The 20,595-nt window shown below is 67.6% G+C and carries 19 protein-coding genes; 4 read left to right on the top strand and 15 right to left on the bottom strand.

The genetic code is table 11. The annotated features are described in order from the left end of the window. Positions 1-14 precede the first annotated feature (14 nt). From ACFQ4G_RS09925 to ACFQ4G_RS09910, 4 genes are all read right to left on the bottom strand, one after another. On the bottom strand, positions 15-398 hold the full coding sequence (locus ACFQ4G_RS09925) for a transcriptional regulator (protein WP_238202269.1): 384 nt from the start codon (positions 396-398) through the stop codon (positions 15-17). Then, a complete protein-coding gene (locus ACFQ4G_RS09920) occupies positions 391-1,002 on the bottom strand; it encodes a hypothetical protein (RefSeq protein ID WP_238202267.1) in 612 nt (203 codons plus the stop codon). The genes ACFQ4G_RS09925 and ACFQ4G_RS09920 overlap by 8 nt, the downstream gene beginning before the upstream one ends. A gap of 100 nt (positions 1,003-1,102) precedes the next feature. Beyond that, positions 1,103-1,831: an aspartate/glutamate racemase family protein gene (locus ACFQ4G_RS09915; RefSeq protein ID WP_238202265.1), complete on the bottom strand. Its 729-nt coding sequence runs from the start codon at positions 1,829-1,831 to the stop codon at positions 1,103-1,105. 17 nt (positions 1,832-1,848) lie between these two features. After that, on the bottom strand, positions 1,849-3,351 hold the full coding sequence (locus ACFQ4G_RS09910; protein ID WP_238202263.1) for an NCS1 family nucleobase:cation symporter-1: 1,503 nt from the start codon (positions 3,349-3,351) through the stop codon (positions 1,849-1,851). Between the two features lie 322 nt (positions 3,352-3,673). Here ACFQ4G_RS09910 and ACFQ4G_RS09905 point away from each other — a divergent pair, with 322 nt between their 5' ends. Together ACFQ4G_RS09905 and ACFQ4G_RS09900 are read left to right on the top strand one after the other, a co-directional pair. Continuing rightward, positions 3,674-5,275 carry a DEAD/DEAH box helicase gene (locus ACFQ4G_RS09905; protein ID WP_238202261.1) on the top strand — a complete coding sequence of 534 codons (1,602 nt, stop codon included), beginning with the start codon at positions 3,674-3,676 and terminating at the stop codon, positions 5,273-5,275. Between the two features lie 115 nt (positions 5,276-5,390). Further along, positions 5,391-6,452 (top strand): GGDEF domain-containing protein, encoded by a 1,062-nt coding sequence (locus ACFQ4G_RS09900; protein ID WP_238202259.1) that lies wholly within the window; start codon positions 5,391-5,393, stop codon positions 6,450-6,452. Positions 6,453-6,482: 30 nt separating this feature from the next. Here ACFQ4G_RS09900 and ACFQ4G_RS09895 read toward each other — a convergent pair whose 3' ends face one another. After that, positions 6,483-6,860, bottom strand: a complete 378-nt coding sequence (locus ACFQ4G_RS09895; protein ID WP_238202258.1) for a HesB/IscA family protein — start codon at positions 6,858-6,860, stop codon at positions 6,483-6,485. 159 nt (positions 6,861-7,019) lie between these two features. Between ACFQ4G_RS09895 and ACFQ4G_RS09890 the strand changes: the two genes are divergently transcribed. Continuing rightward, positions 7,020-7,613 (top strand): Uma2 family endonuclease, encoded by a 594-nt coding sequence (locus tag ACFQ4G_RS09890; RefSeq protein ID WP_238202256.1) that lies wholly within the window; start codon positions 7,020-7,022, stop codon positions 7,611-7,613. A gap of 7 nt (positions 7,614-7,620) precedes the next feature. On the opposite strand, the gene ACFQ4G_RS09885 is transcribed toward ACFQ4G_RS09890, so the two are convergent. From ACFQ4G_RS09885 to ACFQ4G_RS09855, 7 genes are all read right to left on the bottom strand, one after another. Then, complete coding sequence (locus ACFQ4G_RS09885; protein ID WP_238202248.1) at positions 7,621-8,001, bottom strand: SUF system Fe-S cluster assembly protein; 381 nt, start codon at positions 7,999-8,001, stop codon at positions 7,621-7,623. Positions 8,002-8,102: 101 nt separating this feature from the next. Then, positions 8,103-9,392, bottom strand: a complete 1,290-nt coding sequence (locus tag ACFQ4G_RS09880; protein WP_238202246.1) for a cysteine desulfurase — start codon at positions 9,390-9,392, stop codon at positions 8,103-8,105. A gap of 217 nt (positions 9,393-9,609) precedes the next feature. After that, entirely contained in the window at positions 9,610-10,932 is a 1,323-nt protein-coding gene (sufD, locus tag ACFQ4G_RS09875; protein ID WP_238202245.1) for a Fe-S cluster assembly protein SufD, read from the bottom strand. 1 nt (position 10,933) lies between these two features. Further along, on the bottom strand, positions 10,934-11,686 hold the full coding sequence (gene sufC / locus ACFQ4G_RS09870) for a Fe-S cluster assembly ATPase SufC (protein ID WP_238202243.1): 753 nt from the start codon (positions 11,684-11,686) through the stop codon (positions 10,934-10,936). A 56-nt stretch (positions 11,687-11,742) separates the two neighbouring features. Beyond that, positions 11,743-12,003 (bottom strand): DUF1640 domain-containing protein, encoded by a 261-nt coding sequence (locus ACFQ4G_RS09865; RefSeq protein WP_238202241.1) that lies wholly within the window; start codon positions 12,001-12,003, stop codon positions 11,743-11,745. Positions 12,004-12,041: 38 nt separating this feature from the next. Continuing rightward, positions 12,042-13,511, bottom strand: coding sequence for a Fe-S cluster assembly protein SufB (gene sufB, locus ACFQ4G_RS09860; protein WP_238202240.1), 1,470 nt, complete (start codon positions 13,509-13,511; stop codon positions 12,042-12,044). Between the two features lie 74 nt (positions 13,512-13,585). After that, positions 13,586-14,761 (bottom strand): cysteine desulfurase family protein, encoded by a 1,176-nt coding sequence (locus ACFQ4G_RS09855; RefSeq protein WP_238202238.1) that lies wholly within the window; start codon positions 14,759-14,761, stop codon positions 13,586-13,588. 266 nt (positions 14,762-15,027) lie between these two features. Between ACFQ4G_RS09855 and ACFQ4G_RS09850 the strand changes: the two genes are divergently transcribed. Beyond that, positions 15,028-15,684 (top strand): alpha/beta hydrolase, encoded by a 657-nt coding sequence (locus tag ACFQ4G_RS09850; RefSeq protein WP_238202236.1) that lies wholly within the window; start codon positions 15,028-15,030, stop codon positions 15,682-15,684. A gap of 132 nt (positions 15,685-15,816) precedes the next feature. On the opposite strand, the gene ACFQ4G_RS09845 is transcribed toward ACFQ4G_RS09850, so the two are convergent. The 3 genes from ACFQ4G_RS09845 to ACFQ4G_RS09835 form a co-directional block, all read right to left on the bottom strand. After that, positions 15,817-16,098 carry a virulence factor gene (locus ACFQ4G_RS09845; protein ID WP_379040129.1) on the bottom strand — a complete coding sequence of 94 codons (282 nt, stop codon included), beginning with the start codon at positions 16,096-16,098 and terminating at the stop codon, positions 15,817-15,819. Then, complete coding sequence (locus ACFQ4G_RS09840; RefSeq protein WP_238202234.1) at positions 16,095-16,307, bottom strand: DUF5397 family protein; 213 nt, start codon at positions 16,305-16,307, stop codon at positions 16,095-16,097. The genes ACFQ4G_RS09845 and ACFQ4G_RS09840 overlap by 4 nt, the downstream gene beginning before the upstream one ends. 64 nt (positions 16,308-16,371) lie before the next feature. After that, a complete protein-coding gene (locus tag ACFQ4G_RS09835; protein WP_238202232.1) occupies positions 16,372-20,523 on the bottom strand; it encodes a Pls/PosA family non-ribosomal peptide synthetase in 4,152 nt (1,383 codons plus the stop codon). Between the last annotated feature and the right edge of the window lie 72 nt (positions 20,524-20,595).

Raw genomic sequence — 20,595 nt, 5'->3', positions numbered from 1 at the left:
ACGGAATCCGGGTGTCAGGCCGGACGGGCGACGAGGGGAGGAATGGCGGTGTCGGCGCTCGCGGCGGCCGAGGCTGCGTCCCGCACCACCTGTTCGAGGACCGCGAGGTAATCGAGGAAGCGCTGGCGCCCGGCCGGCGTCAGGTGGCAGGTGGTCAGCGGGCGGGCGCCGCCGAGGCCATTGCCGGAGACCTGACCCTTGCGGATCTCCACCAGGCCGGCCTCCTGCAGCACCTGGAGGTGGCGGCTGAGATTGCCGTCGGTGAGGCCGCAGAGCTGCTTCAGGTCGCCGAAGGCGAGGCCCTTGGGCGCCGTCATCAGTGAGGTGAGGAGTCCGAGGCGGGCCTTCTCGTGGATCACCCGGTCGAGACCGTCATAAGCGAAGGGCGCCTCAGACATCGCTCTCCTCCTTGGCCCGGTAGAGGATGGCCGCCATCATGAGCTGGCCGACGGCGAAGGGCAGGCCCATGGTCCAGGGCGAGAGGGCATGGTCGGCGCTTCCCAGCATCAGGACGGCGAGGCCGGCCACCATGTACCAGGCGCCGGGCAGCGCCACGCCCTTCGGCAGCGAGCGCACCGAGGCGAAGAGGCCGAGGCTCACCAGCACCTGCCACAGGCCGGGCAGCATCCAGAGATTCTCCGGCGAGACCCGCACCAGCACCAGGGCGAGGAGCGCCCCCGCCGCCCCCGCCGGCAAAAACTGCTCCACCGCGTTCATGAGCATCGTGTCGGCGAGGCCCGCATGCTCTCGTCTGGTACGAGCCCACATCTCGGCGCCGATGAGGATCGCCGAGACGACGGCGGCGGCAATCCAGCCGCCGAGGAACGCCAGCGGCTGCCCCGTCGGGTCGTCGAGCCAGACGTGCTGCGCGAGGGCGGTGCCGAGGGCGAGGAGTCCCGTCGCGGCGAGGGCCGACGGCCCGAACCCGCAGAAGGCATTGCCGCGGGCGAGCTGCGTTCTGATCGCCACGATATCGGCGAGGGCCTTGTCGAGATCGGACATCCGACGCTCCCGGATCGACTTTGTATCGCAAAGTAAGCCGATCGGGAGTCGGTTTGCAAGTGCCGTTCGTCACGCGGGCCGGGATCGGCCGGCGTGCCCGTCACTCCTGCGCCAGGCGCTCCGTCAGGGCCGGCGACAGGCCGATGCTCGCGAGCGAGGGCGCCGGCTGGCCCGGCGGCAATCCGCAGATCGCGGCGGCGAGGACCGCGCGGGTGCCCACTTCCACCGAGCACAGGACGGGGACGGGCACCTGCGGCTGGATCCGCTCGGCGAGGCCGGCCAGAGCCGCGCCGCCGAGGATCACCACGTCGGCCCCGTCCTTCTCCGCACAGGTGGTGCAGGCGGCGGCGAGATCGGCCAGGGCCGCGTCGGGGTCGCGCGCGATGCGGTCTCCGGTGGGGGCGATGGTGCGGATGGCGGCGAGCCTGTCGGAGAGGCCGAGCCCGGCCACGAACTCCTCCAGCATCGGCCCCCACAGGGCCCCCCCGGTGACGATGGCGAAGCGCCCTCCCCGCGCCGTGGCGGCGAGGCACGAGGCTTCCGCCATTCCCACCACGGGCAGGGGCGAGATCTCGCGCAGAGCCCCGAGGCCCGGATCGCCGAAACAGGCGAGATAGACCGCGTCGCAGCCCTCCGCATGCTCCGCCAGGACGTCGAGGGCCGCATGCGCCGCGATCGCAGACGCGGCCCGGCTGGCGATGTAGCGGGCGCCGAAACGCCCGGTGACGGGGACGAACTCCGCGGCGTCGCCCGCCACGCGGCGCACGTGCGAGGCGACGAGATCGGTGACGGACGAGGTCGTGTTCGGATTGATCAGCAGGATGCGCAACGGGGATCGATCTCCGGTCAGGCCGTGGCCGTGACCGGGTTCTTACGCATCAGGACGAGATAGATCGAGAAGCCCAGGGCCACGCCGATGAACCAGCTGAAATTCGCGAGGCTCCCGAGGGCCGGAATAACGGCGCAGAGGGCCGGCACCAGGGCGGAGGGGATGACGCTCATCACGGCGGCGCGGTTGTAGCCGCCATCGTACCAGTAGGTACCGGTGGGGCTCATCGTGTAGAGGTCGTCCACCACCACGTGCTGCTTTCGCACCACGAAGAAGTCGGCGATCAGGATGCCGAAGAGCGGGCCGATGAACGCGCCGAGGATGTCGAGCGTGTAGTGGATCACCGCCGGGTTGTTGTAGAGGTTCCACGGGGTGATGAAGATCGAGCCGACGGCCGCGATCATCCCGCCCATGCGCCAGCTGATGTGCTGCGGCGCCACGTTCGAGAAGTCGAAGGCCGGCGAGACGAAGTTCGCCACGATGTTGATGCCGATCGTCGCCGTCATGAAGGTGAAGGCGCCGAGCACCACGGCGTAGGTGTTGTCGATTTTGCTCACCGTCTCCACCGGATCGATGATGAGGTGGCCGAAGACCGGCAGGGTCGACGACGTGGTGATGACTGTGAGCAGCGAGAAGCCGATGAAGTTCACCGGCAGGCCCCAGAAATTGCCGCTCTTCACCGCCGGGAACGACTTTCCGTAGCGTGAGAAGTCGCCGAAATTCAGCATCGGCCCGGAGAAGTAGGAGACGACGAGGGCGACCGCGTTGATCATCACCGGCAGGGCGTCCCAGCCCTGGTACTTCACCTCGCCGAGGGTGAGGCCGACATTGGAGATGCCGGCCTTGGCCACGAGATAGACGGCGAGCGCGATCATCACCACGTAGACGGCGGGTCCGGCCCAGTCGATGAACTTGCGGATCGCCTCCATGCCGCGCCAGAACACCAGCGCCTGGATCACCCACAGGGTCATGAAGGCGGCCCAGCCGAGGCTCGACAGGCCGACGAAGCCGTGCTGGGTCACGTCGGCATAGGGCTTCAGCTCGGGGTAGAAGCGCAAAGCCACGATCATGAAGGCGCTGGAGGCGAGGTAGGTCTGGATGCCGTACCAGGCCACCGCGATGAGGCCGCGGATGATGGCGGGGATATTGGCGCCCTTCACGCCGAAGGAGGCGCGGCAGATAACCGGATAGGGCGTGCCCGTCAGCTGGCTCGGCTTGGCGACGAGGTTGCAGAAGAACTGCACGATGAGGATGCCGACGAGGAGCGAGATCAGCACCTGCCAGCTCACGAGGCCGAGGGAGAAGAGGCTGCCCGCCGTGATGTAGCCGCCGACGCTGTGGACGTCCGACATCCAGAAGGCGAAGAAATTGTAGCTGCCCCAGGTCTGCTTGCGCAGCGGCGCCAGATCCTCGTTGGTGAGGCGGTCGTCGTAGCCGGGCTTGATCACCACGGCGGAATGGGCGTCGGGTACGGCGCCTCCAGACGCGGCCGGTTCGGCAATCGAGGCGCTGTGTGACATCGATCCGCGTCTCCGTGGCGAGAGGGCCTGGTCCCGTTCCGATCCGCCCGGGACCAAGCAGGGCATGGACCAAGCAGGGCATGTGCCATCAGGCCCCGTGTTAGAGTCTTGGTCGCGCGCCTGGCGGCGGTCCCGATCGGGCCGGATAAGCGACGATGGCGGCCAAGTGGTCGATTGACAAGACACCTCAAGGCTCTAAGTGTCCGCGCAACGCGTGTGCGCGGCGGGTCGTGTGTTCGAACCGACCTCGAAGCCTTGCCCACGACGATCTTCTCCGCGCGGATCGCGACACGTTCCTGCGCGCAACGGTTCTCATCAGCATATGTCTTTTGCCGACCTCGGATTGAGCGACAAGGTCCTCCAGGCCGTCACGGCCGCGGGCTACACGGACCCGACGCCGATCCAGGCTCAGGCCATCCCGCACGTGCTGGCGCGCCGCGACGTGCTCGGCATCGCCCAGACCGGGACCGGCAAGACCGCCGCCTTCACCCTGCCGATGCTCACCCTGCTGGAGAACGGCCGGGCCCGCGCCCGCATGCCGCGCACGCTGATCCTGGAGCCGACCCGCGAGCTCGCCGCCCAGGTGGTGGAGAATTTCGACCGCTACGGCATCAACCACAAGCTCAACGTGGCCCTCATCATCGGCGGCGTCTCCTTCGCCGAGCAGGACGCCAAGCTGATGCGCGGCGCCGACGTGCTGATCGCGACCCCCGGCCGCCTGCTCGACCATTTCGAGCGCGGCAAGCTCCTGCTCACCGGCGTCGAGCTCCTCGTCATCGACGAGGCCGACCGCATGCTCGACATGGGCTTCATCCCCGATATCGAGCGCATCGTGAAGATGGTGCCGTTCACGCGCCAGACCCTGTTCTTCTCCGCCACCATGCCGCCGGAGATCGAACGGCTGGCGGAGGTGTTCCTGCACAATCCCCAGCGGATCGAGGTGGCACGGCCAGCCTCCACCGCAGCGACGATTGTGCAGAAGCTGGTGGCGACCGGCTCGGAAGGCCACGAGAAGCGCGATCTCCTGCGCCGGCTGATCCGGGGCGAGGCCGAGCTGAACAACGGCATCATCTTCTGCAACCGCAAGCGCGACGTGGCGCTGCTGCAGAAATCGCTGGCGAGCCACGGATTCAACGTGGCGGCGCTCCACGGCGACATGGACCAGCGCGCGCGTACGATCGCCCTCGACGGGTTCCGCTCGGGCGAGGTTCCGCTTCTGGTGGCCTCCGACGTGGCCGCCCGCGGCCTCGACATCCCGGCGGTGAGCCACGTCTTCAATTTCGACGTGCCGCATCACCCGGAGGACTACGTGCACCGGATCGGCCGTACCGGCCGCGCCGGTCGCGCCGGACATGCCTTCACCCTGGTGACCCGCTCCGACGAGCGCTCGGTGACCGCCATCGAGAGCCTGATCGGCCAGCCGATCCCCTGGGCCGAGGGCGACCTCGGCACCGTCCCCGAGCCTTCGCCGGATGCCGGCGAGGAGACCCGGACGCGCCATCGCGGACGCGGCGGAGATGCCACGCGCCGCGCCCGCGGCGGCGAGGGTGGCCGTTCGGAAGCGGCCAAGCCCGAGGGACGCCGCTCTCCGTCCCGTGAGCGCCAGCCCTCCCGGCGTGCCGAGCCGGCAGCGGCCGCTGCGGTCGCCGAGGCGGTGGTTCCCGAAAAAGTCGCCGAGCCCCAGCGGGAGGCTCCGCGCCGGCGCGAGCCGTCGCGTCCGCCCCAGGATTCCCGTAGCCAAGATTCTCGTAGCCAGGATTCCCGTAATCAGGATTCCCGCAGGGCGTCTCCCGACCGGAACCGCGACGAATCCCGTCATTCGGCCCGGCGCGGGGATTCCGACGACGGCGAGACGCCGCTCGGCCTCGGCGAGCACGTGCCGGCCTTCCTCCTGCGCCCGGCGGTGATCAAGAAGGCGAAGTAGCGCGCCGACCGGCGAGCCGTTCCCGTCACCTTAACCGCATCTCCATCATCGGTACGATAGCTTACCCTTCCGGCGTTCGATGTCCTCGGTGCCGGATCAGGGGACGGGCCGGACGATGAACCACGGAAGCCACGGTGACAGGGAGCGGACGTTCGCTCTGGCCGACCGCGCCAACGTGCTGATGCGTGACTACGGTTCCTCCGCGACGCCCCAGGCCTACACCGTCTGGTACACCTACGTTTCGGGTGTGCTGCCGCTGATGAACGACGCGATCAAGCGGCTGACCGCGGAGAATGGCTGCCTCTCCGACGCCGACATCGATTCCCTGTACGAGACCTATGTCGACAGTCGCCGCCTCGTCGCCGAGACCGAGCGGATGAGCACGAACATGCTGGTCGAGATCGAGGGCATCATGGAGGTGATGGACCTCTCGCTCGGCTCGACCACGCAATACGGCGAGTCGCTGCAGGCCCTGTCGCGCGATCTCGACGTGTCGGACCAGAACCGCGTCCGCGAGATCATCATGACTCTGGTCTCGACGACCCGGGAGATCACCGCCAACAACCGCACCCTCGAAGCGCGCATGCGGGAGAGCCGCAGCGAGATCGAGAGCCTGCGCGAGACCCTCGAGGCAACCCGGCTGGAGAGCCTCACCGATCCCCTCACCGGCCTGTCGAACCGCAAGCATTTCGAGGAGAGCCTGCGCAAGATGGTGGACGGTGCCGCGGGTCAGGCGTCACCCTCCAGCCTGATCGTCATCGACGTCGATTTCTTCAAGCGCTTCAACGACGTCTACGGCCATCTCACGGGCGATCAGGTGCTGCGTCTCGTGGCCATCGTCATGCGCGAGCATCTCAAGGCGCGCGCCACCCTCGCCCGTTTCGGCGGCGAGGAATTCGGCATCCTCCTGCCCGAGACCGACCGGGCCGCCGCCGTAGCGATCGCCGAGAAGGTCCGTGCCAGTGTCATGGGTCGCGAGCTGGTGAAGCGGACGACGGGCGAGTCCCTCGGCAAGGTGACGATCTCGCTCGGCGTCGCCACGTCGCGCCGGGGCGACACCGCCGTGTCCCTCCTCGAACGCGCCGACCAGTGCATGTTCATGGCCAAGCGCGACGGCCGCAACCGGACCGTGGACGATTCCGGCGTCACGACGGAGGCGCTCACGGCGGTCGCGTGAGCGCTCCGGGCCGATAGGGCCGTCCCCGCGTCAGGCGGAGGCGCGCAGCACTTCGGGATTGGCCGGCGTGATCGCGACGGATTCGCCGCAGCCGCAGGACGAGGTCTGGTTCGGGTTGTTGAACACGAACTGCGACGACAGCTTCGTCGTCTTGAAGTCCATCTCGGTGCCGAGGAGGAACAGGACCGCCTTGGGGTCGACGAAGACCGTCACGCCGCGATCCTCCACCATGTCCTCGCCGGGGTTGCGCCCTTCGGCATATTCCATCGTGTAGGACATGCCGGCGCAGCCGCCGTTCTTCACGCCGACCCTGAGGCCGGCGATCGGCTTCTCCGCATCCGCGATGATGGACTTGATCCGGTCCGCCGCCGCGTCGGTCAGCGACAAGACCTTGAAACTCTTGAGCATGAGATCTCTCCGGCAGCCGGGTTCAAGGCCCGGGCGGTTGAGGATGATGGTACGTCGTTAAGATAAGGATGGCGGAGGCCGCGGTCCACTGTCGTCATGCGGCACCGGCCGGCGGTCTTCGGACTATGCTATCGTCATGGCCGGCCGAGGGCGGGTTTCATGGCACAGACGGCACGACGCTTGATGAGCGTGGAAGAATTCTTCGACTGGCAGCAACGCCAGGATGTCCTCTATGAACTCGTCGACGGCGTGCCGGTCCCGCACGTGAAGATGATGACGGGGGCCAGCGCGCAACACGACCGTGCGACCGTGAATATCATCGCCGCCCTCCATGGCCAGCTTCGCGGAACGGGGTGTCGGCCGATGACGGACGATATCGGTCTGCGCACGGGCATCGCGACATTGCGCCGGCCGGACGTGACCGTGGAATGCGGCGAGCTGATCCTGGACAGCTACGAGAGCCGTTCACCCCGGCTCGTCGTCGAGGTGCTGTCACCCTCGACGAGCACCATCGATCGTTTCCGGAAGCTGGAGGAGTACAAGCGTCATCCGACGATCGCCTACATCCTGCTCGTGGAGACCCGGTGGCCCAGCGCGACACTGTATCGACGCGACGGCGAGGCGTGGGTGACGCAGGCCTTCGAGGCGAGAGATGAGATCATCGATCTGCCGATCATCGGAGCACGTCTGTTGATGTCGGATGTGTACGACGGCATGACGTTCGCTCCGCACCGGGAGGCACCGATCGGCTGAGGGCGCCCTACCACATGTCCAGCGCGACGCGGGCCTCGTCGGACATGCGGCTCTGGTCCCACGGCGGGTCGAACACCATGGTGACGGCGCAGGCCTGCACGCCCGGCACGGCGGCCACCGCCGTCTCGACCCAGCCCGGCATCTCGCCGGCCACGGGACAGCCGGGAGCGGTCAGCGTCATGTCGATGGCGACCTTGCGGTCGTCGGCGATGTCGACCTTGTAGATCAGGCCGAGCTCGTAGATGTCGGCCGGGATTTCGGGGTCGTAGACGCTCTTCAGCGCCGCGACGATATCGTCGGTCAGGCGGTCGAGCTCTTCCGGCGGGATCGCCGAGTCGCTGGCGATGGCGGGGGTGTTGGCCCCTCCGGTGATGGCGGCGTCGCTCATGATGCTGTCCTCGTCGTTCGGTGTCGCGGATCGTCTTCGATCCGCGAGATCCGCCGCATGAGCGGCGGCGCGCGGTCGCGCTAGCGCCGCTCATGCGGTTGTCAGGCGAACATCATCTCGGCCTTGGCCAGGGCCTCGGCGAGGGCGTCCACTTCGTCATGGGTATTATACAGGCCGAACGACGCGCGACAGGTGGATGTCGCGCCGAATCGCGTGAGCAGCGGCATGGCGCAATGGGTACCGGCCCGGATGGCGACGCCGTAGCGGTCGATGATGGTCGCGATGTCGTGGGCATGGGCCCCCTTCATCTCGAAGGCGATGACGCCGCCCTTGCCCTTGGCGGTGCCGATCATCCGCACGGAATTCATGGCGCCGAGCCGTTCCTGCGCGTAGGCGAGGAGGGACGCCTCGTGCGCGGCGATCCGGTCGCGGCCGACACCCATCATGAATTCCAGCGCGGCGCCGAGGCCCACTGCCTCGACGATCGCCGGGGTGCCGGCCTCGAACCGGTGGGGCGGGTCGTTATAGGTGATCGTGTCCTCGGAGACGGTGCGGATCATCTCGCCGCCGCCCTGGTAGGGGGGCAGGCGCTCCAGCCACTCCTTCTTGCCGTAGAGCACGCCGATCCCGGTGGGACCGTAGACCTTGTGGCCGGTGAAGACGAAGAAGTCGCAATCGAGCGCCTTCACGTCGATGGGCTGGTGCACCGCGCTCTGCGCCCCGTCGAGGAGCACCGGCACCCCGTGCGCATGGGCGATGCGCACGATCTCGGCGGCCGGCGTCACCGTGCCGAGCACATTCGACATGTGGGTGATCGCCACCATTTTTGTCCGCGCGGTGAAGAGCTTTTCGTACTCGTCGACCAGGAAATTGCCCGCGTCGTCGACGGGGGCCCACTTGATGACGGCGCCGCGCCGCTCGCGCAAAAAGTGCCAGGGCACGATGTTGGAATGGTGTTCCATGATCGAGAGGATGATCTCGTCCCCCTCCCCGATCTGGCCGAGCAGTCCCATCGACGAGGCCACGAGGTTATAGGCCTCGGTGGCGTTGCGGGTGAAGATGATCTCGTCGGTGGAGTCGGCGTTGAGGAATTGCCGCGTGGTCTCGCGCGCGCCCTCGAACCCTTCGGTGGCGGCATTGGCCATGAAATGCAGCCCGCGATGGACGTTGGCGTAGCCCGTCTCCATGCAGTTCACCATCGCGTCGATGACCGCGCGCGGCTTCTGCGACGAGGCCGCGTTGTCGAGATAGACCAGCGGCCGGCCGTAGACCTTCTGCGACAGGATCGGGAACTGGGCCCGGAGCGCCGCGACGTCGTAGGGCTGGGAATCTTGGGGCCAGGAATCTTGGGGCCGGAGATCTTGTGACTGGGTGAGGACGGGTGCGTTCATGTCTCGACTTTCCAAAAGGAGTCGGGTGACGAACCCACCCTGTTCCTCATCCTGAGGTGCTGCGCAGCAGCCTCGAAGGAGGACTCCAGAACCCGCTACGCGAACTGGAGCCCTCCTTCGAGGCCTCCGCTGCGCTCCGGCACCTCAGGATGAGGTCGCGGGGTGGGGCGGGCATTTGGATATCGGCCTCGTCTTCGAGGCCGATATCCATCTTTGTCTAGCTCCGCGCCTTCAGCCACGCCTCGACGGTCGCGATCAGCGCCTCGCGAGCGCCGTCGTGGCCGACCGACTCGATGGCGGCGCCGAGGAAGGCCTGGACCAGCAGGCTCTCGGCTTCCGCCTTCGGCAGCCCGCGCTGCATCAGGTAGAACAGCAGATCGTCGTCGAGGGCGCCGCAGGTGGCGCCGTGGCCGCAGGCGACGTCGTCGGCGAAGATCTCCAGCTCGGGCTTGTTCATCATCTGGCCCTCGTCGGACAGGATGAGGCAGGCCGACATCATCTTGCCGTCGGTCTGCTGGGCCGCCTGCTGGACGATGATCTTGCCCTGGAACACGCCCGTGGCCTCGCCGTCCACCACGGTCTTGAACAGCTCGCGGCTGACCCCGCCGGTGGCAGCGTGGTCGGCCAGGAAGGTGGTGTCGGCGAGCTGCCGGCCGTTGAGCATGGCCGCCCCGTTTACCACCGCGCGGGCATCGGCCCCGGCGAAGTTCAGGTAGACCTGATGGCGCGAGAGCACGGCGCCGACGACGACGTTGACGGTCTCCACCGCCGACGCTGCGCCGAGCTTGACGGAGAAAGTCGAGAGCGCCACGGCCTCGCGGCCTTCCGCGTTGAGGCGGGCGTGCCGGAAGGTGGCGTTGTCGGCCACCGTCACGTCGAGGGCGTCGTTGGGCTGGTAGGCGACGCCGTCCGGCCCCTCATGGCTCTCCAGCACCGTGATCTCGGCGCCCTCCCCCAGCACCACGAGGGTACGGGTGGCGGTGGAGTAGGCCTCCGTTCCGGTGCCGATGAAGCGCAGGTGCAGCGGAACCTCGACCTTGGCGCCGGCCTCCGCGGCGATCAGCGCGCCATCCGCCAGGAAGGCGGTGTTGAGCTGGTAGATCGGGTTCTCGGAGGCCTGGCGCACGGGGGTGAGCCGGTCGAGGAGCGCGTGGCCCTCGGTGAGCGCCCGGGTCAGCGGCGTGAACGTGACGCCGGCCGGGATGCGGCCGAGGTCGGATTCGGCCTCGATCAGGTGGCCGTTGACGAAGGTGAGGCGCACGGCCTCGATCCCGGCAAAGCCCTTGGCTTGGGCCACGGCGGCCTTGGCGGTCTCGGCCGAGGGCATCTCCGCCGGATGGGCCGCGTCGCGGAACGCCGAGCGCAGGTCCGTGTACTTGAACGCCTCGACGCGGCGGGTCGGCAGGCCGACGGCCTCGAAGTAGCGGAACGCCTCCTCGCGGGCGATGGACACGCCCGTGGGGTATTTCATCTTCGTGGCTTCGAAGAGCTTGGTCAGGCCGGTCTCGGCCGCCGTGCGCAGGGGAGTGATGTCGGCCATATCAGGCGGCCTCGTTCGTGCGGTACTCGGCGTAGCCGGAGGCTTCGAGGGCCTTGGCGAGGTCCTTGTCGCCCGACTTCACGATCTGCCCCTGCGACATCACGTGGACCACGTCCGGCACGATGTAGTCGAGCAGGCGCTGGTAGTGGGTGATGACGAGGAACGAGCGCCCCTGCGCGCGCAGCGCGTTCACGCCGCCGGAGACGATGCGCAGGGCATCGATGTCGAGGCCGGAATCGGTCTCGTCGAGGACGCAGAACTTCGGCTCCAGCAGGGCCATCTGCAGGATCTCCATGCGCTTCTTCTCGCCGCCGGAAAACCCGACATTGAGCGCGCGCTTGAGCATCTCCTTGTTGATCTCCAGCTTCTCGGCCGCCGCGTTCACCTTGCGGATGAAGTCAGGGGTGGAGAGCTCGCCCTCGCCGCGCGCCCGGCGCTGGGCGTTGAGCGTCGCCTTGAGGAAGGTCATGGTGCCGACGCCCGGGATCTCCAGCGGGTACTGGAAGGCCAGGAACACGCCGCTCGCGGCGCGCTCGTCCGGCGACATTTCGAGGATGTTCACGCCGTCGAGCAGGATCTCGCCGCTTGTGACCTCGTAATCCTCCTTACCGGCGATGACGTAGGACAGGGTCGACTTGCCCGAGCCGTTCGGCCCCATGATGGCGGCGACCTCGCCGTCGTTCACCGTGAGGTTGAGGCCGTTGAGGATCTGCTTGTCTTCGATGGCGACGGTGAGGTTCTTGATTTCGATCATCTGAGTGTAGTCCTGGTTTCGATGCCTGACGTTGGTCCCCGGGATGGGCCGGGGCGTCAGAGGAATTTCTGAAGTGCGGCGATGACGGCGACGGCAGCGCCGATGATCGCCCCGAGCCTCACGGTCATGCGGAGTTCGAGTTCGCGGAGCGAGTTATCGATCTCGGATTTGAAAGACTTGAGGTCCGATCGCAGGACCTTTTCCAGATCGACCAAATCCGCCCTGGTCGCAGAATCGGCGATGATCATGTCTCTGGCCAACTCGGCGTGCGCGATGGCCTGCTCGCGTCCGACACCGACCTGTTCGAGGCGTTGCATAACTTGAGGGTGTCGAACGCGAAGGCCATGACGTCCTCTCAGCCCACCGAGCCTTCGAGGCTGATCGAGATCAGCTTCTGGGCCTCGACGGCGAACTCCATCGGCAGCTGCTGCAGCACGTCGCGGACGAAGCCGTTGACGATGAGCGCGGTCGCCTCCTCGTTGGAGAGGCCGCGCTGCTGACAGTAGAACATCTGGTCCTCGGAGATCTTCGAGGTGGTGGCCTCGTGCTCGAACTGCGCGGAGGAATTCTTCGACTCGATATACGGCACGGTGTGCGCGCCGCACTGGTCGCCGATGAGGAGCGAGTCGCAGTTGGTGAAGTTGCGCGCGCCCGTGGCCTTGCGGTGCGCCGAGACGAGGCCCCGGTAGGTGTTCTGCGAGCGCCCGGCCGAGATGCCCTTCGAGATGATCCGGCTCGTCGTGTTCTTGCCGAGATGGATCATCTTGGTGCCGGAATCGACCTGCTGCATGCCGTTCGACACCGCGATCGAGTAGAACTCGCCGCGGGAATTGTCGCCGCGCAGGATGCAGGACGGGTACTTCCAGGTGATCGCCGAGCCGGTCTCCACCTGCGTCCACGAGATCTTCGAGTTGGCGCCGCGGCAATCGCCGCGCTTCGTCACGAAGTTGTAGATGCCGCCCTTGCCCTCGTTGTCCCCGGGGTACCAGTTCTGCACCGTCGAGTACTTGATCTCGGCGTCATCCAGGGCGACGAGCTCGACCACGGCGGCGTGGAGCTGGTTGTCGTCGCGCTTCGGGGCGGTGCAGCCCTCGAGATACGAGACGTAGCTACCCTTGTCGGCGATGATGAGGGTGCGCTCGAACTGGCCGGTATCGCGCTCGTTGATGCGGAAATAGGTCGACAGCTCCATCGGGCAGCGCACGCCCGGCGGGATGTAGACGAACGAGCCGTCGGAGAAGACGGCCGAGTTCAGGGTCGCGAAGAAGTTGTCGGTCACGGGCACGACCGAGCCGAGATACTTGCGCACCAGGTCCGGATACTCGCGGATCGCCTCCGAGATCGGCATGAAGATCACGCCGGCCTTCGACAGCTCGGCCTTGAAGGTGGTGGCCACCGAGACCGAGTCGAACACCGCGTCGACCGCGACCCGGCGCTCGGGGGCGATGCCCTCCAGCACCTCGACCTCGCGAAGCGGAATGCCGAGCTTTTCGTAGGTCTTCAGGATCTCCGGATCGATCTCGTCGAGGGACATCGCGGCCGGGCGCTTCGGAGCCGCGTAGTAGTAGATGTCCTTGTAATCGACCTTGTCGTACTCGACGCGGGCCCATTCGGGCTCCTTCATGGTCTGCCAGCGCTTGTAGGCGTCGAGGCGCCAGGCCAGCATCCATTCGGGCTCGTCCTTCTTGGCCGAGATGAAGCGCACCACGTCCTCGGAGATGCCCTTCTCGGACTTCTCCATCTCGATCGTGGTCTCGAACCCGTACTTGTACTGGTCGAGGTCGATCGAGCGGACCCGGTCGATGGTTTCCTGCACTGCAGGCATGATACGTCTCCTGGGCTCCCCGGATTCAAGGGCCGGGGGTTTTCGCGAGAGGATGGCTTGGGACGGGCGGCACGTCAGGCCGCGTACCCTCGCCGTTGATATAGGGTCGCCACGTGGCGTTCGAAGGCCGTGAGGAAGCGCGCACCGTCGCTTTCCTCGCTGTTCCACCCGAAACTGACGCGCAGCGCCCCCGCGGCCAGCGCGGGGCTCACCCCCATCGCCGCCAGAACCGAGGATCGGGCGACCTTGCCCGAGGAGCAGGCCGACCCGGACGAGATCGCGACGCCGGCAAGATCCAGCGCCATCAGGGCGGTCGCCGCATCGAGACCGGGCACGGAAAAGCACAGGGTATTGGGAAGGCGCGGCGCGCCGCTCCCGAACACGACGGCATCCGGGGCGATCGCGAGCAGGGCGGCCTCGACGGAATCCCGAAGACTTAAATCCCGAAGACCTGCATCGATGCCGGCGAGGCGGGCACGGGCGATTCGCGCGGCCTCGCCCAGGCCGGCGAGGCCGGGCAGGTTCTCGGTGCCGCAGCGCTGGCGCGCTTCCTGGCCGCCGCCGCGGATGAAGGCCCGGTCGAGGACGACGCCCTCGGCCAGTACGATCGCGCCCGTGCCCTTCGGCGCGGCGAATTTGTGTCCGGACAGGGTGAGGGCATCGAGGCCGAGCGCCTCCACATCCAGGGGCATCTTCCCCACCGCCTGCACCGCGTCGCTATGGACGAGGGCGCGGCCATGTGCCTTGGCGAGGGCGACGACCGCGGCGAGGGGCTGGATCACGCCGGTCTCGTTGTTGGCGGCGTGGACCGAGATCAGCACGGCCTCATCTCCCGCGCGCTCCAGGCTCCGTTCCAGGGCCGCGAGATCGATCAGGCCGGTCCCGTCGACGGGTACGATCTCGACGGTTTCCGGCGGGAAGCGATGCCCCGCCGAGACACAGGGATGTTCGGTAGCGCCGATCAGGAGCCGCGTCGGCGCAGGGTATCCGACCCTGGTCAGCGCACCTGACAGCACCGCATTGGCGGCCTCGGTCCCGCCGCTGGTGAAGACCACGCGGCCTCGGCCTGCACCGACCAGGGCGGCGACACGCGCGCGCGCCGCCTCCAGGGCCCCCTTGGCCGCGCGGCCTTCCCGGTGGATCGACGAGGGGTTGCCCGGCAGTTCCAGCGCGCGCACGACCGCGGCCACCACCTCCGGACGAACCGGAGATGTCGCGTTGTGATCGAGATAGGCGCGCGAAAGACTCATGCGTTGGTCAAGGTCCGAACCGACATTTCCTTGCTTTTGCCCCCCGTCATCATGCTAAGGCGCCGGAACGACACGTCTTCGCCAAGCGCCGAGCTTCGGGAGGCGACCGATCCGAGGTTCCTCGAAACGATCTAGTTTAGAATAGTTCTAATGACCTAGAATTATTCTAAGAGCGTTTTTAAGAGTGCGGCGCAGCGAGTCAAGGCGCGTTGGCCGACAAGGATGGGTTGCCCTCTCACTGCGGCGCCAGGAGTTTTGGACAGACCATGCCCGAAGTCATCTTCACCGGTCCCGCCGGCCGTCTCGAGGGGCGCTACCAGGCGCCCAAGAAGAAAGGCGCGCCGATCGCGATCGTGCTGCATCCGCACCCCCAGTTCGGGGGCACGATGAACAATCAGATCGTGTACAATCTTTTCTACACCTTCGCCAATCGCGGCTTCGCGGCCCTGCGCTTCAATTTCCGCGGCGTCGGCCGCAGCCAGGGCAATTTCGACCACGGCACCGGCGAATTGTCCGATGCGGCCTCGGCCCTCGACTGGGTGCAGTCGGTCAATCCCGAGGCGCGGGCCTGCTGGATCGCCGGCGTCTCGTTCGGTTCGTGGATCGGCATGCAGCTGCTGATGCGCCGTCCGGAGATCGAGGGCTTCATCTCCATCGCCGCCATGGCCAACCGCTACGACTTCACCTTCCTGGCCCCCTGCCCGTCCTCGGGCCTGTTCGTGCACGGCTCAGAGGACCGCGTCGCCCCGGCCCGCGAGGTCATGCCGGTGATCGAGAAGGTGAAGACCCAGAAGGGCGTCATCATCGAGCACCAGATGGTGGAGGGCGCCAACCACTTCTTCGACGGCAAGGTCGACGAGCTGACCCAGACCGTGGACACCTATCTCGACAAGCGGCTCGGCCCGAAGGATCAGGCGGGCTGAGACGGGCGAACGAAGTCGATAGGTCGCCCGCGACTTACTTCCAAAAGCCGGCGTAGCGCCAAGCTCCGCCGGCTTTTTGTTGATCGGAGGGCAGGTCATGCCCGGCGCTCGGCCGGAAGGGCGCGAGCTTCCCTAGCTCTTGATCGAGGGGGTAAAATCCGACCATTGCTCGACGCGGAAGGCCCGGATGTCGCGCACCGATTGCGGAAACCATGTCAGGCTCTTCAAAGCCATGATGGCCGAGAACAGCTTGGCCAGATCTTCGTCCTTGCTGGTGTAGAGACTGCCCTGCACCCAGTCGAAACCATGCCCTGAGAGGGTGGTCCGTATGTCGCTATAGGCCTGCGACACGCCTTTGGGATGATGAACCTGAGCCTCTGCGACCACGAGATCGAACGCGATCGCGAACATCATCGCTCCCTGGGATCGTCCAGGACATCGGCGAGGCGGTAATCGATCTCTTCGCCGGTCTCCAGCACGCGGACCCGCATCATCCAGTCGCCATCCGGCCGCGCATCGCCCACGCTGACGATCTCGTAGACGGGACCGACCTGCCCGAACCGGCGCCACGTCCCCACGAGGCCCTGCGGGTTTGGAAGGGAAACGGGCGCCATGTCGTTCATCGCGCCATCCTACAGGATTCCGTTTGCCTTCCAACCGGAAGGGTCGACACCCGACATGCGATCCCTAGCCTTTCGCATGAATCACCGGCACCGCCGGCGCCCCCTCCCATTCCGAATGGCTCGGGATCGATTCGCCCTTCATGACGATGGTGAGCGGGCGAAGCCGCGCGTAGTCGCCCACCCTGGTGTCGTAGAGGACGGTGGAGAACGCCCCCACCGAGACGCCCTCGCCCACCACCACCCGGCCGACCTTCATGATCCGGTCCTCGTAGAGATGGGTCTGGAGCGCCGAGGTCCGGTTGATCACCGAATAGTCGCCGATGGTGACGCAGTCGAACTCGGTGATGTCGGTGGTGAGCATGCAGACGCCCCGGCCCACCTTCGCGCCGAACAGGCGCAGCATCCAGGGCAGGAACGGCGTGCCGACGAGGTGTTCGAGTAGCACCTTGCCCGCGAGCCCCCAGTAGAGGACGGCCACGGCCTCGGTGCGCATGGCCCACCACGACCACATCGGCCGCATGCCGGGCTGGTAGACCCCCATCAGCAGCCATTTCACCCCGATCACGGTGAAGGACTGGATGAAGGCGATGGCGACGCTCACCAGCACGAAGCTGACGGCGAGACCGGTCCAGTCTTGCGCCAGGATCGCGGGGTAGAAGTAGAAGTCGATGGCCGAGATCGCCAGGGTGATGAACAGCATCGGCGAGAACGAGGTCGAGAATGCCTCGAAGATGCCGCGGCGGAGCTTCGGGCCCATGCCCGGCTCGTAGGTCTGCGCGTCCGAGCCGAGATCGACCTTCTGGCGCGAGGGCAGCTTGATCGGCGGCGAGCCGAACCAGGTCTCGCCCGGCGCCATGAGCTCGTTGGCGGGCGGTTTCGACTTGATGCCGACGAGCATGTCCTCGGGGATGACGGCGCCCGGCGGCACCACGGCGTCGTTGCCGACGAAGACGCGGGCGCCCGTGCTCACGGGATGCATGTGCATCCAGCCGCGGCGGACCTCCTCCTCGCCGAACACGACCTCGTCGGCGATGAAGTTGCGCGCGCCGATATCGGCGAGATCGTAGCGCCCGGCGAGGTTGGTGGAGATCTCGGCCCCCTGCCCCATCCGTGCGCCCATCAGCCGGTACCAGGCCCGCATGTAGACCGTGGCGAAGAGCGAGGAGAGCGTCTCCAGGGTCACCTCGGCCGCGAGTGCCACCGCCCATTTGCGCAGGTAGAAGCCGCTATGGATCGAGTAGGTGCCCGACGAGACCCGCGGCAGGACGAGCCAGCGGATGCCGGCGATGAGGAGCACGGTGCCCGCCGTCATCAGCATGGCGGTGGGCCAGGTCAGCAGCGGCAGGTACCAGTGATAGTCGATGTCGGTGATGTCGCTGAGCGAATCGCTGAGCTGGTCGAAGATGTAGAAGGCCGGGAAGATCGGCAGCAGGCCGACGGCCGGGATCGCCGCGAGCAGGAAGGCGTAGGCGGCGAGGAAGCCGGCGCGCCGGCGGGGAGAGGCCTGCGCGGGCTCGGGCAGGTCAGCCGGGTCGGCCATGCCGACCTTGCGGCCGGGCGAGCCGTCCCATTGCTCGGCCCGCCCCACCACGGTGCCGGTGGGGATGGTGGTGAGATCGGCGATCTCGGCGAAATCGCCGATCGTGGTCTCGGGGCCGATGACGCAGGACGTGCCGATGGCGACGTCCGCACCGATGCTGACGGGGCCGATGACGAGTTCGTTGCCGACGATCTCGGCATTGGCGATGACGAGGCGGCCGCCCAGAGAGGCCCCCGCCCCGACGCTGAGAAGGTCGGGCGCCCCGACCTCGATGTCCGAGATGAGCGCGTCGGCGCCGATCCTGGCGCCGAGCAACCGCAGGTAGATGGCGATGGCCGGCGAGCCCTGCAGCCACTTCACGTGGACGAGCGGGGTCAGCCGCTGCGTCAGCCACCAGCGATAATAGTAGACGCCCCAGAGCGGGTAGCGGCCGGGCTTCGTCCGCCCGAGGATCAGCCATTTGGCGGCCACCGCGATGGAGGCGGTGACGGCGTTGATGCCGATATAGACGAGGAGCAGCACCGCCATCTCGCCGAAGAAGCCGAGCGAGCCGCCGGTGAGCAGCAGGTAGGTGACGAAGATGCCGAGCCATTGCGAGGTCGCCAGCGCGATCACGAAGGGCAGGGCCAGCGCCTGCGCGGTGCCGCAGAGGAAGCGGCGCAGGAGCGGCGGCGCGGCAAAGCCGAGGTCACGCACCGCCATCTGCGTGCCGACGCCGCCGGTGCGCTCGATCAGCGCCTCCGACATCGCCCTCAGCGTGCGCCGGGCATAGACGTCCTGCAGGGTGATGGCGGCCAGGGCCGGCGCCTCGCGCACCGCCCCGACGAAGCGGGCGGCGAGCAGCGAATGCCCGCCGAGATCGGTGAAGAAATCTGCCCCGAACGGGATCGGCTGGTTGCCGAACACCTGCTTGGCCGCGGCCAGCATCGCCGCCTCGGTCTCGTTCTCCGGCAGTTCCTGTTCGCCGGAGAGGTCGGCGACGGTGAGCGTCGCGATGCGCAGGGCCTTGCGGTCGACCTTGCCCGAGGTCAGGCGCGGCAGCACCTCCACCACCTCGAAATGCCCCGGCACCATGTAGGGCGGCATCTGTTCGGCGAGGGTGTGGCGGAGCGCGGCCTTGTCGAATTCCGTGCCGCGCTCTGGGATCAGGAAGGCGACGAGCCGGTCGACGCCGTCGTCCTGGCGCAGGACCACCGCCGCCTGGTTGATGCCGGCCTGGGCCTGGATGCGGGATTCGATCTCGCCGAGCTCCACCCGGAACCCGCGGATCTTGACCTGATCGTCGATGCGGCCGTGGAAGACGATCCGCCCTCGCGCATCGAGGGAGACCGCATCGCCCGAACGGTAGAGCACCGGGTCGGTCCCGTCGGACGCGAACGGGTTGGCGACGAACTTCTCCGCCGTCAGCTCGGGCCGCTGGAGGTAGCCACGGGCGACGCCGGGACCGCCGATGAGGAGTTCGCCCTGCTGGCCGGGGCCGAGCAGTTCCAGCCCCTCGCTGGCGACGTAGACGGAATAGTTCGGGATCGGCCCGCCGATCGTCACCGGCTCTCCCGGCCGCATCTCGGCGGCGGTGGCCACCACGGTGGCCTCGGTCGGCCCATAGGTGTTGAACAACTGGCGCGACGACGTCGCCCAGCGGGCCACCAGGGGCTCGGGCAGGGCCTCGCCGCCCAGCAGCACGAGGCGGACGCTCGGCAGCGTCTGCGACAGCATGGCGAGCAGCGTCGGCACCGTGTCGAGGACGGTGATGCGGTTCCGCGTCAGGATGTCGGGCAGCGCCTCGACGTCGCCCATCATCGCCGGGCTCGCCACGAACAGCGTCGCGCCGACGAGGTAGGGAACCCAGATCTCCTCCATGGAGAGGTCGAACGCCACCGAGGCGCCCTGGAACACCACGTCGTCGGGCCGCATGCCGTAGAGGGCGTTCCCCGAGCGCAGGAAGTGGCAGATATTGGCGTGGCTGATGACGATGCCCTTGGGCAATCCGGTCGAGCCGGAGGTGTAGATCAGGTAGGCCGGATGCGCCGGGGTGAGCCCGGCCTTGCGCGGGTCCGGGCGGGGCGCATCCTCGGGCGTCCCGGCCAGGAGCGCCTCCGGCGTCAGGGCCGGGGCTCCTGCGGGCGCCTGCGGCGCGAGCGCCGGCGAGACCAGGAGCGCCTTCGCCTCGGCATCGCCGAGGCAGACGGCGACGCGGTCCGCGGGGGCTTCGGCGTCGAAGGGCAGCCAGGCCGCTCCCGACATCGTGATGCCGATCTGGGCGATCAGCAGGTCCGGTCCGCGCGCCATCCAGAGGCCGACGACGTCGCCCGGGCCGATGCCGCGATGGGCGAGGCCGCGGGCGATGGCGCCCGCGCGGGCCTCGACCTCGGCATAGGAGAATTTCGGATGGCGGCCGGCCGCGTCCCGGGTCGCGCCGTCGACGATGGCCGGATGGTCGGGGCGCAGGCGCGCGCTGTCGGCGAAGATCTCCCCCAGGACTTCATCGCGGATGAAGTCCGGCCGGCTCTCCCCGCGCAGCACGGCCGGCTGCGCAGGCGCTCCGGTGGCGCCCGAACCGGCTTCGTCCAGACCGGTCTTGTCCTGGCCCGTTATGTCCTGGCCCGTTATGTCCAAGCCCGTCTTGTCCAGGAGCGTCTCCGCCCGAGGCCGGGTTGTCTCGGCGAGACTGCTCATCCGATGCTCCGCTGCCGGCCCCGATGCTGCGAGGCCGTCCGTTTGGCCGGGTAGGCGCCCGGATCGTGCCGA

The organism is Methylobacterium marchantiae, from assembly GCF_042679825.1.
GTDB lineage: Bacteria > Pseudomonadota > Alphaproteobacteria > Rhizobiales > Beijerinckiaceae > Methylobacterium > Methylobacterium marchantiae.
The sequence above is the reverse complement of the archived record's forward strand: the minus strand, read 5'-3'. Positions and strand labels throughout refer to the sequence as shown.

What these genes read in the sequence shown, in the direction of transcription:
- ACFQ4G_RS09925 (WP_238202269.1), bottom strand. Translation starts at nt 398, where the DNA reads ATGTCTGAGGCGCCCTTCGCTTATGACGGTCTCGACCGGGTGATCCAC.
- ACFQ4G_RS09920 (WP_238202267.1), bottom strand. Translation starts at nt 1,002, where the DNA reads ATGTCCGATCTCGACAAGGCCCTCGCCGATATCGTGGCGATCAGAACG.
- ACFQ4G_RS09910 (WP_238202263.1), bottom strand. Translation starts at nt 3,351, where the DNA reads ATGTCACACAGCGCCTCGATTGCCGAACCGGCCGCGTCTGGAGGCGCC.
- ACFQ4G_RS09905 (WP_238202261.1), top strand. Translation starts at nt 3,674, where the DNA reads ATGTCTTTTGCCGACCTCGGATTGAGCGACAAGGTCCTCCAGGCCGTC.
- ACFQ4G_RS09900 (WP_238202259.1), top strand. Translation starts at nt 5,391, where the DNA reads ATGAACCACGGAAGCCACGGTGACAGGGAGCGGACGTTCGCTCTGGCC.
- ACFQ4G_RS09895 (WP_238202258.1), bottom strand. Translation starts at nt 6,860, where the DNA reads ATGCTCAAGAGTTTCAAGGTCTTGTCGCTGACCGACGCGGCGGCGGAC.
- ACFQ4G_RS09890 (WP_238202256.1), top strand. Translation starts at nt 7,020, where the DNA reads ATGGCACAGACGGCACGACGCTTGATGAGCGTGGAAGAATTCTTCGAC.
- ACFQ4G_RS09885 (WP_238202248.1), bottom strand. Translation starts at nt 8,001, where the DNA reads ATGAGCGACGCCGCCATCACCGGAGGGGCCAACACCCCCGCCATCGCC.
- ACFQ4G_RS09880 (WP_238202246.1), bottom strand. Translation starts at nt 9,392, where the DNA reads ATGAACGCACCCGTCCTCACCCAGTCACAAGATCTCCGGCCCCAAGAT.
- sufD (WP_238202245.1), bottom strand. Translation starts at nt 10,932, where the DNA reads ATGGCCGACATCACTCCCCTGCGCACGGCGGCCGAGACCGGCCTGACC.
- sufC (WP_238202243.1), bottom strand. Translation starts at nt 11,686, where the DNA reads ATGATCGAAATCAAGAACCTCACCGTCGCCATCGAAGACAAGCAGATC.
- ACFQ4G_RS09865 (WP_238202241.1), bottom strand. Translation starts at nt 12,003, where the DNA reads ATGCAACGCCTCGAACAGGTCGGTGTCGGACGCGAGCAGGCCATCGCG.
- sufB (WP_238202240.1), bottom strand. Translation starts at nt 13,511, where the DNA reads ATGCCTGCAGTGCAGGAAACCATCGACCGGGTCCGCTCGATCGACCTC.
- ACFQ4G_RS09855 (WP_238202238.1), bottom strand. Translation starts at nt 14,761, where the DNA reads ATGAGTCTTTCGCGCGCCTATCTCGATCACAACGCGACATCTCCGGTT.
- ACFQ4G_RS09850 (WP_238202236.1), top strand. Translation starts at nt 15,028, where the DNA reads ATGCCCGAAGTCATCTTCACCGGTCCCGCCGGCCGTCTCGAGGGGCGC.
- ACFQ4G_RS09845 (WP_379040129.1), bottom strand. Translation starts at nt 16,098, where the DNA reads ATGATGTTCGCGATCGCGTTCGATCTCGTGGTCGCAGAGGCTCAGGTT.
- ACFQ4G_RS09840 (WP_238202234.1), bottom strand. Translation starts at nt 16,307, where the DNA reads ATGAACGACATGGCGCCCGTTTCCCTTCCAAACCCGCAGGGCCTCGTG.
- ACFQ4G_RS09835 (WP_238202232.1), bottom strand. Translation starts at nt 20,523, where the DNA reads ATGAGCAGTCTCGCCGAGACAACCCGGCCTCGGGCGGAGACGCTCCTG.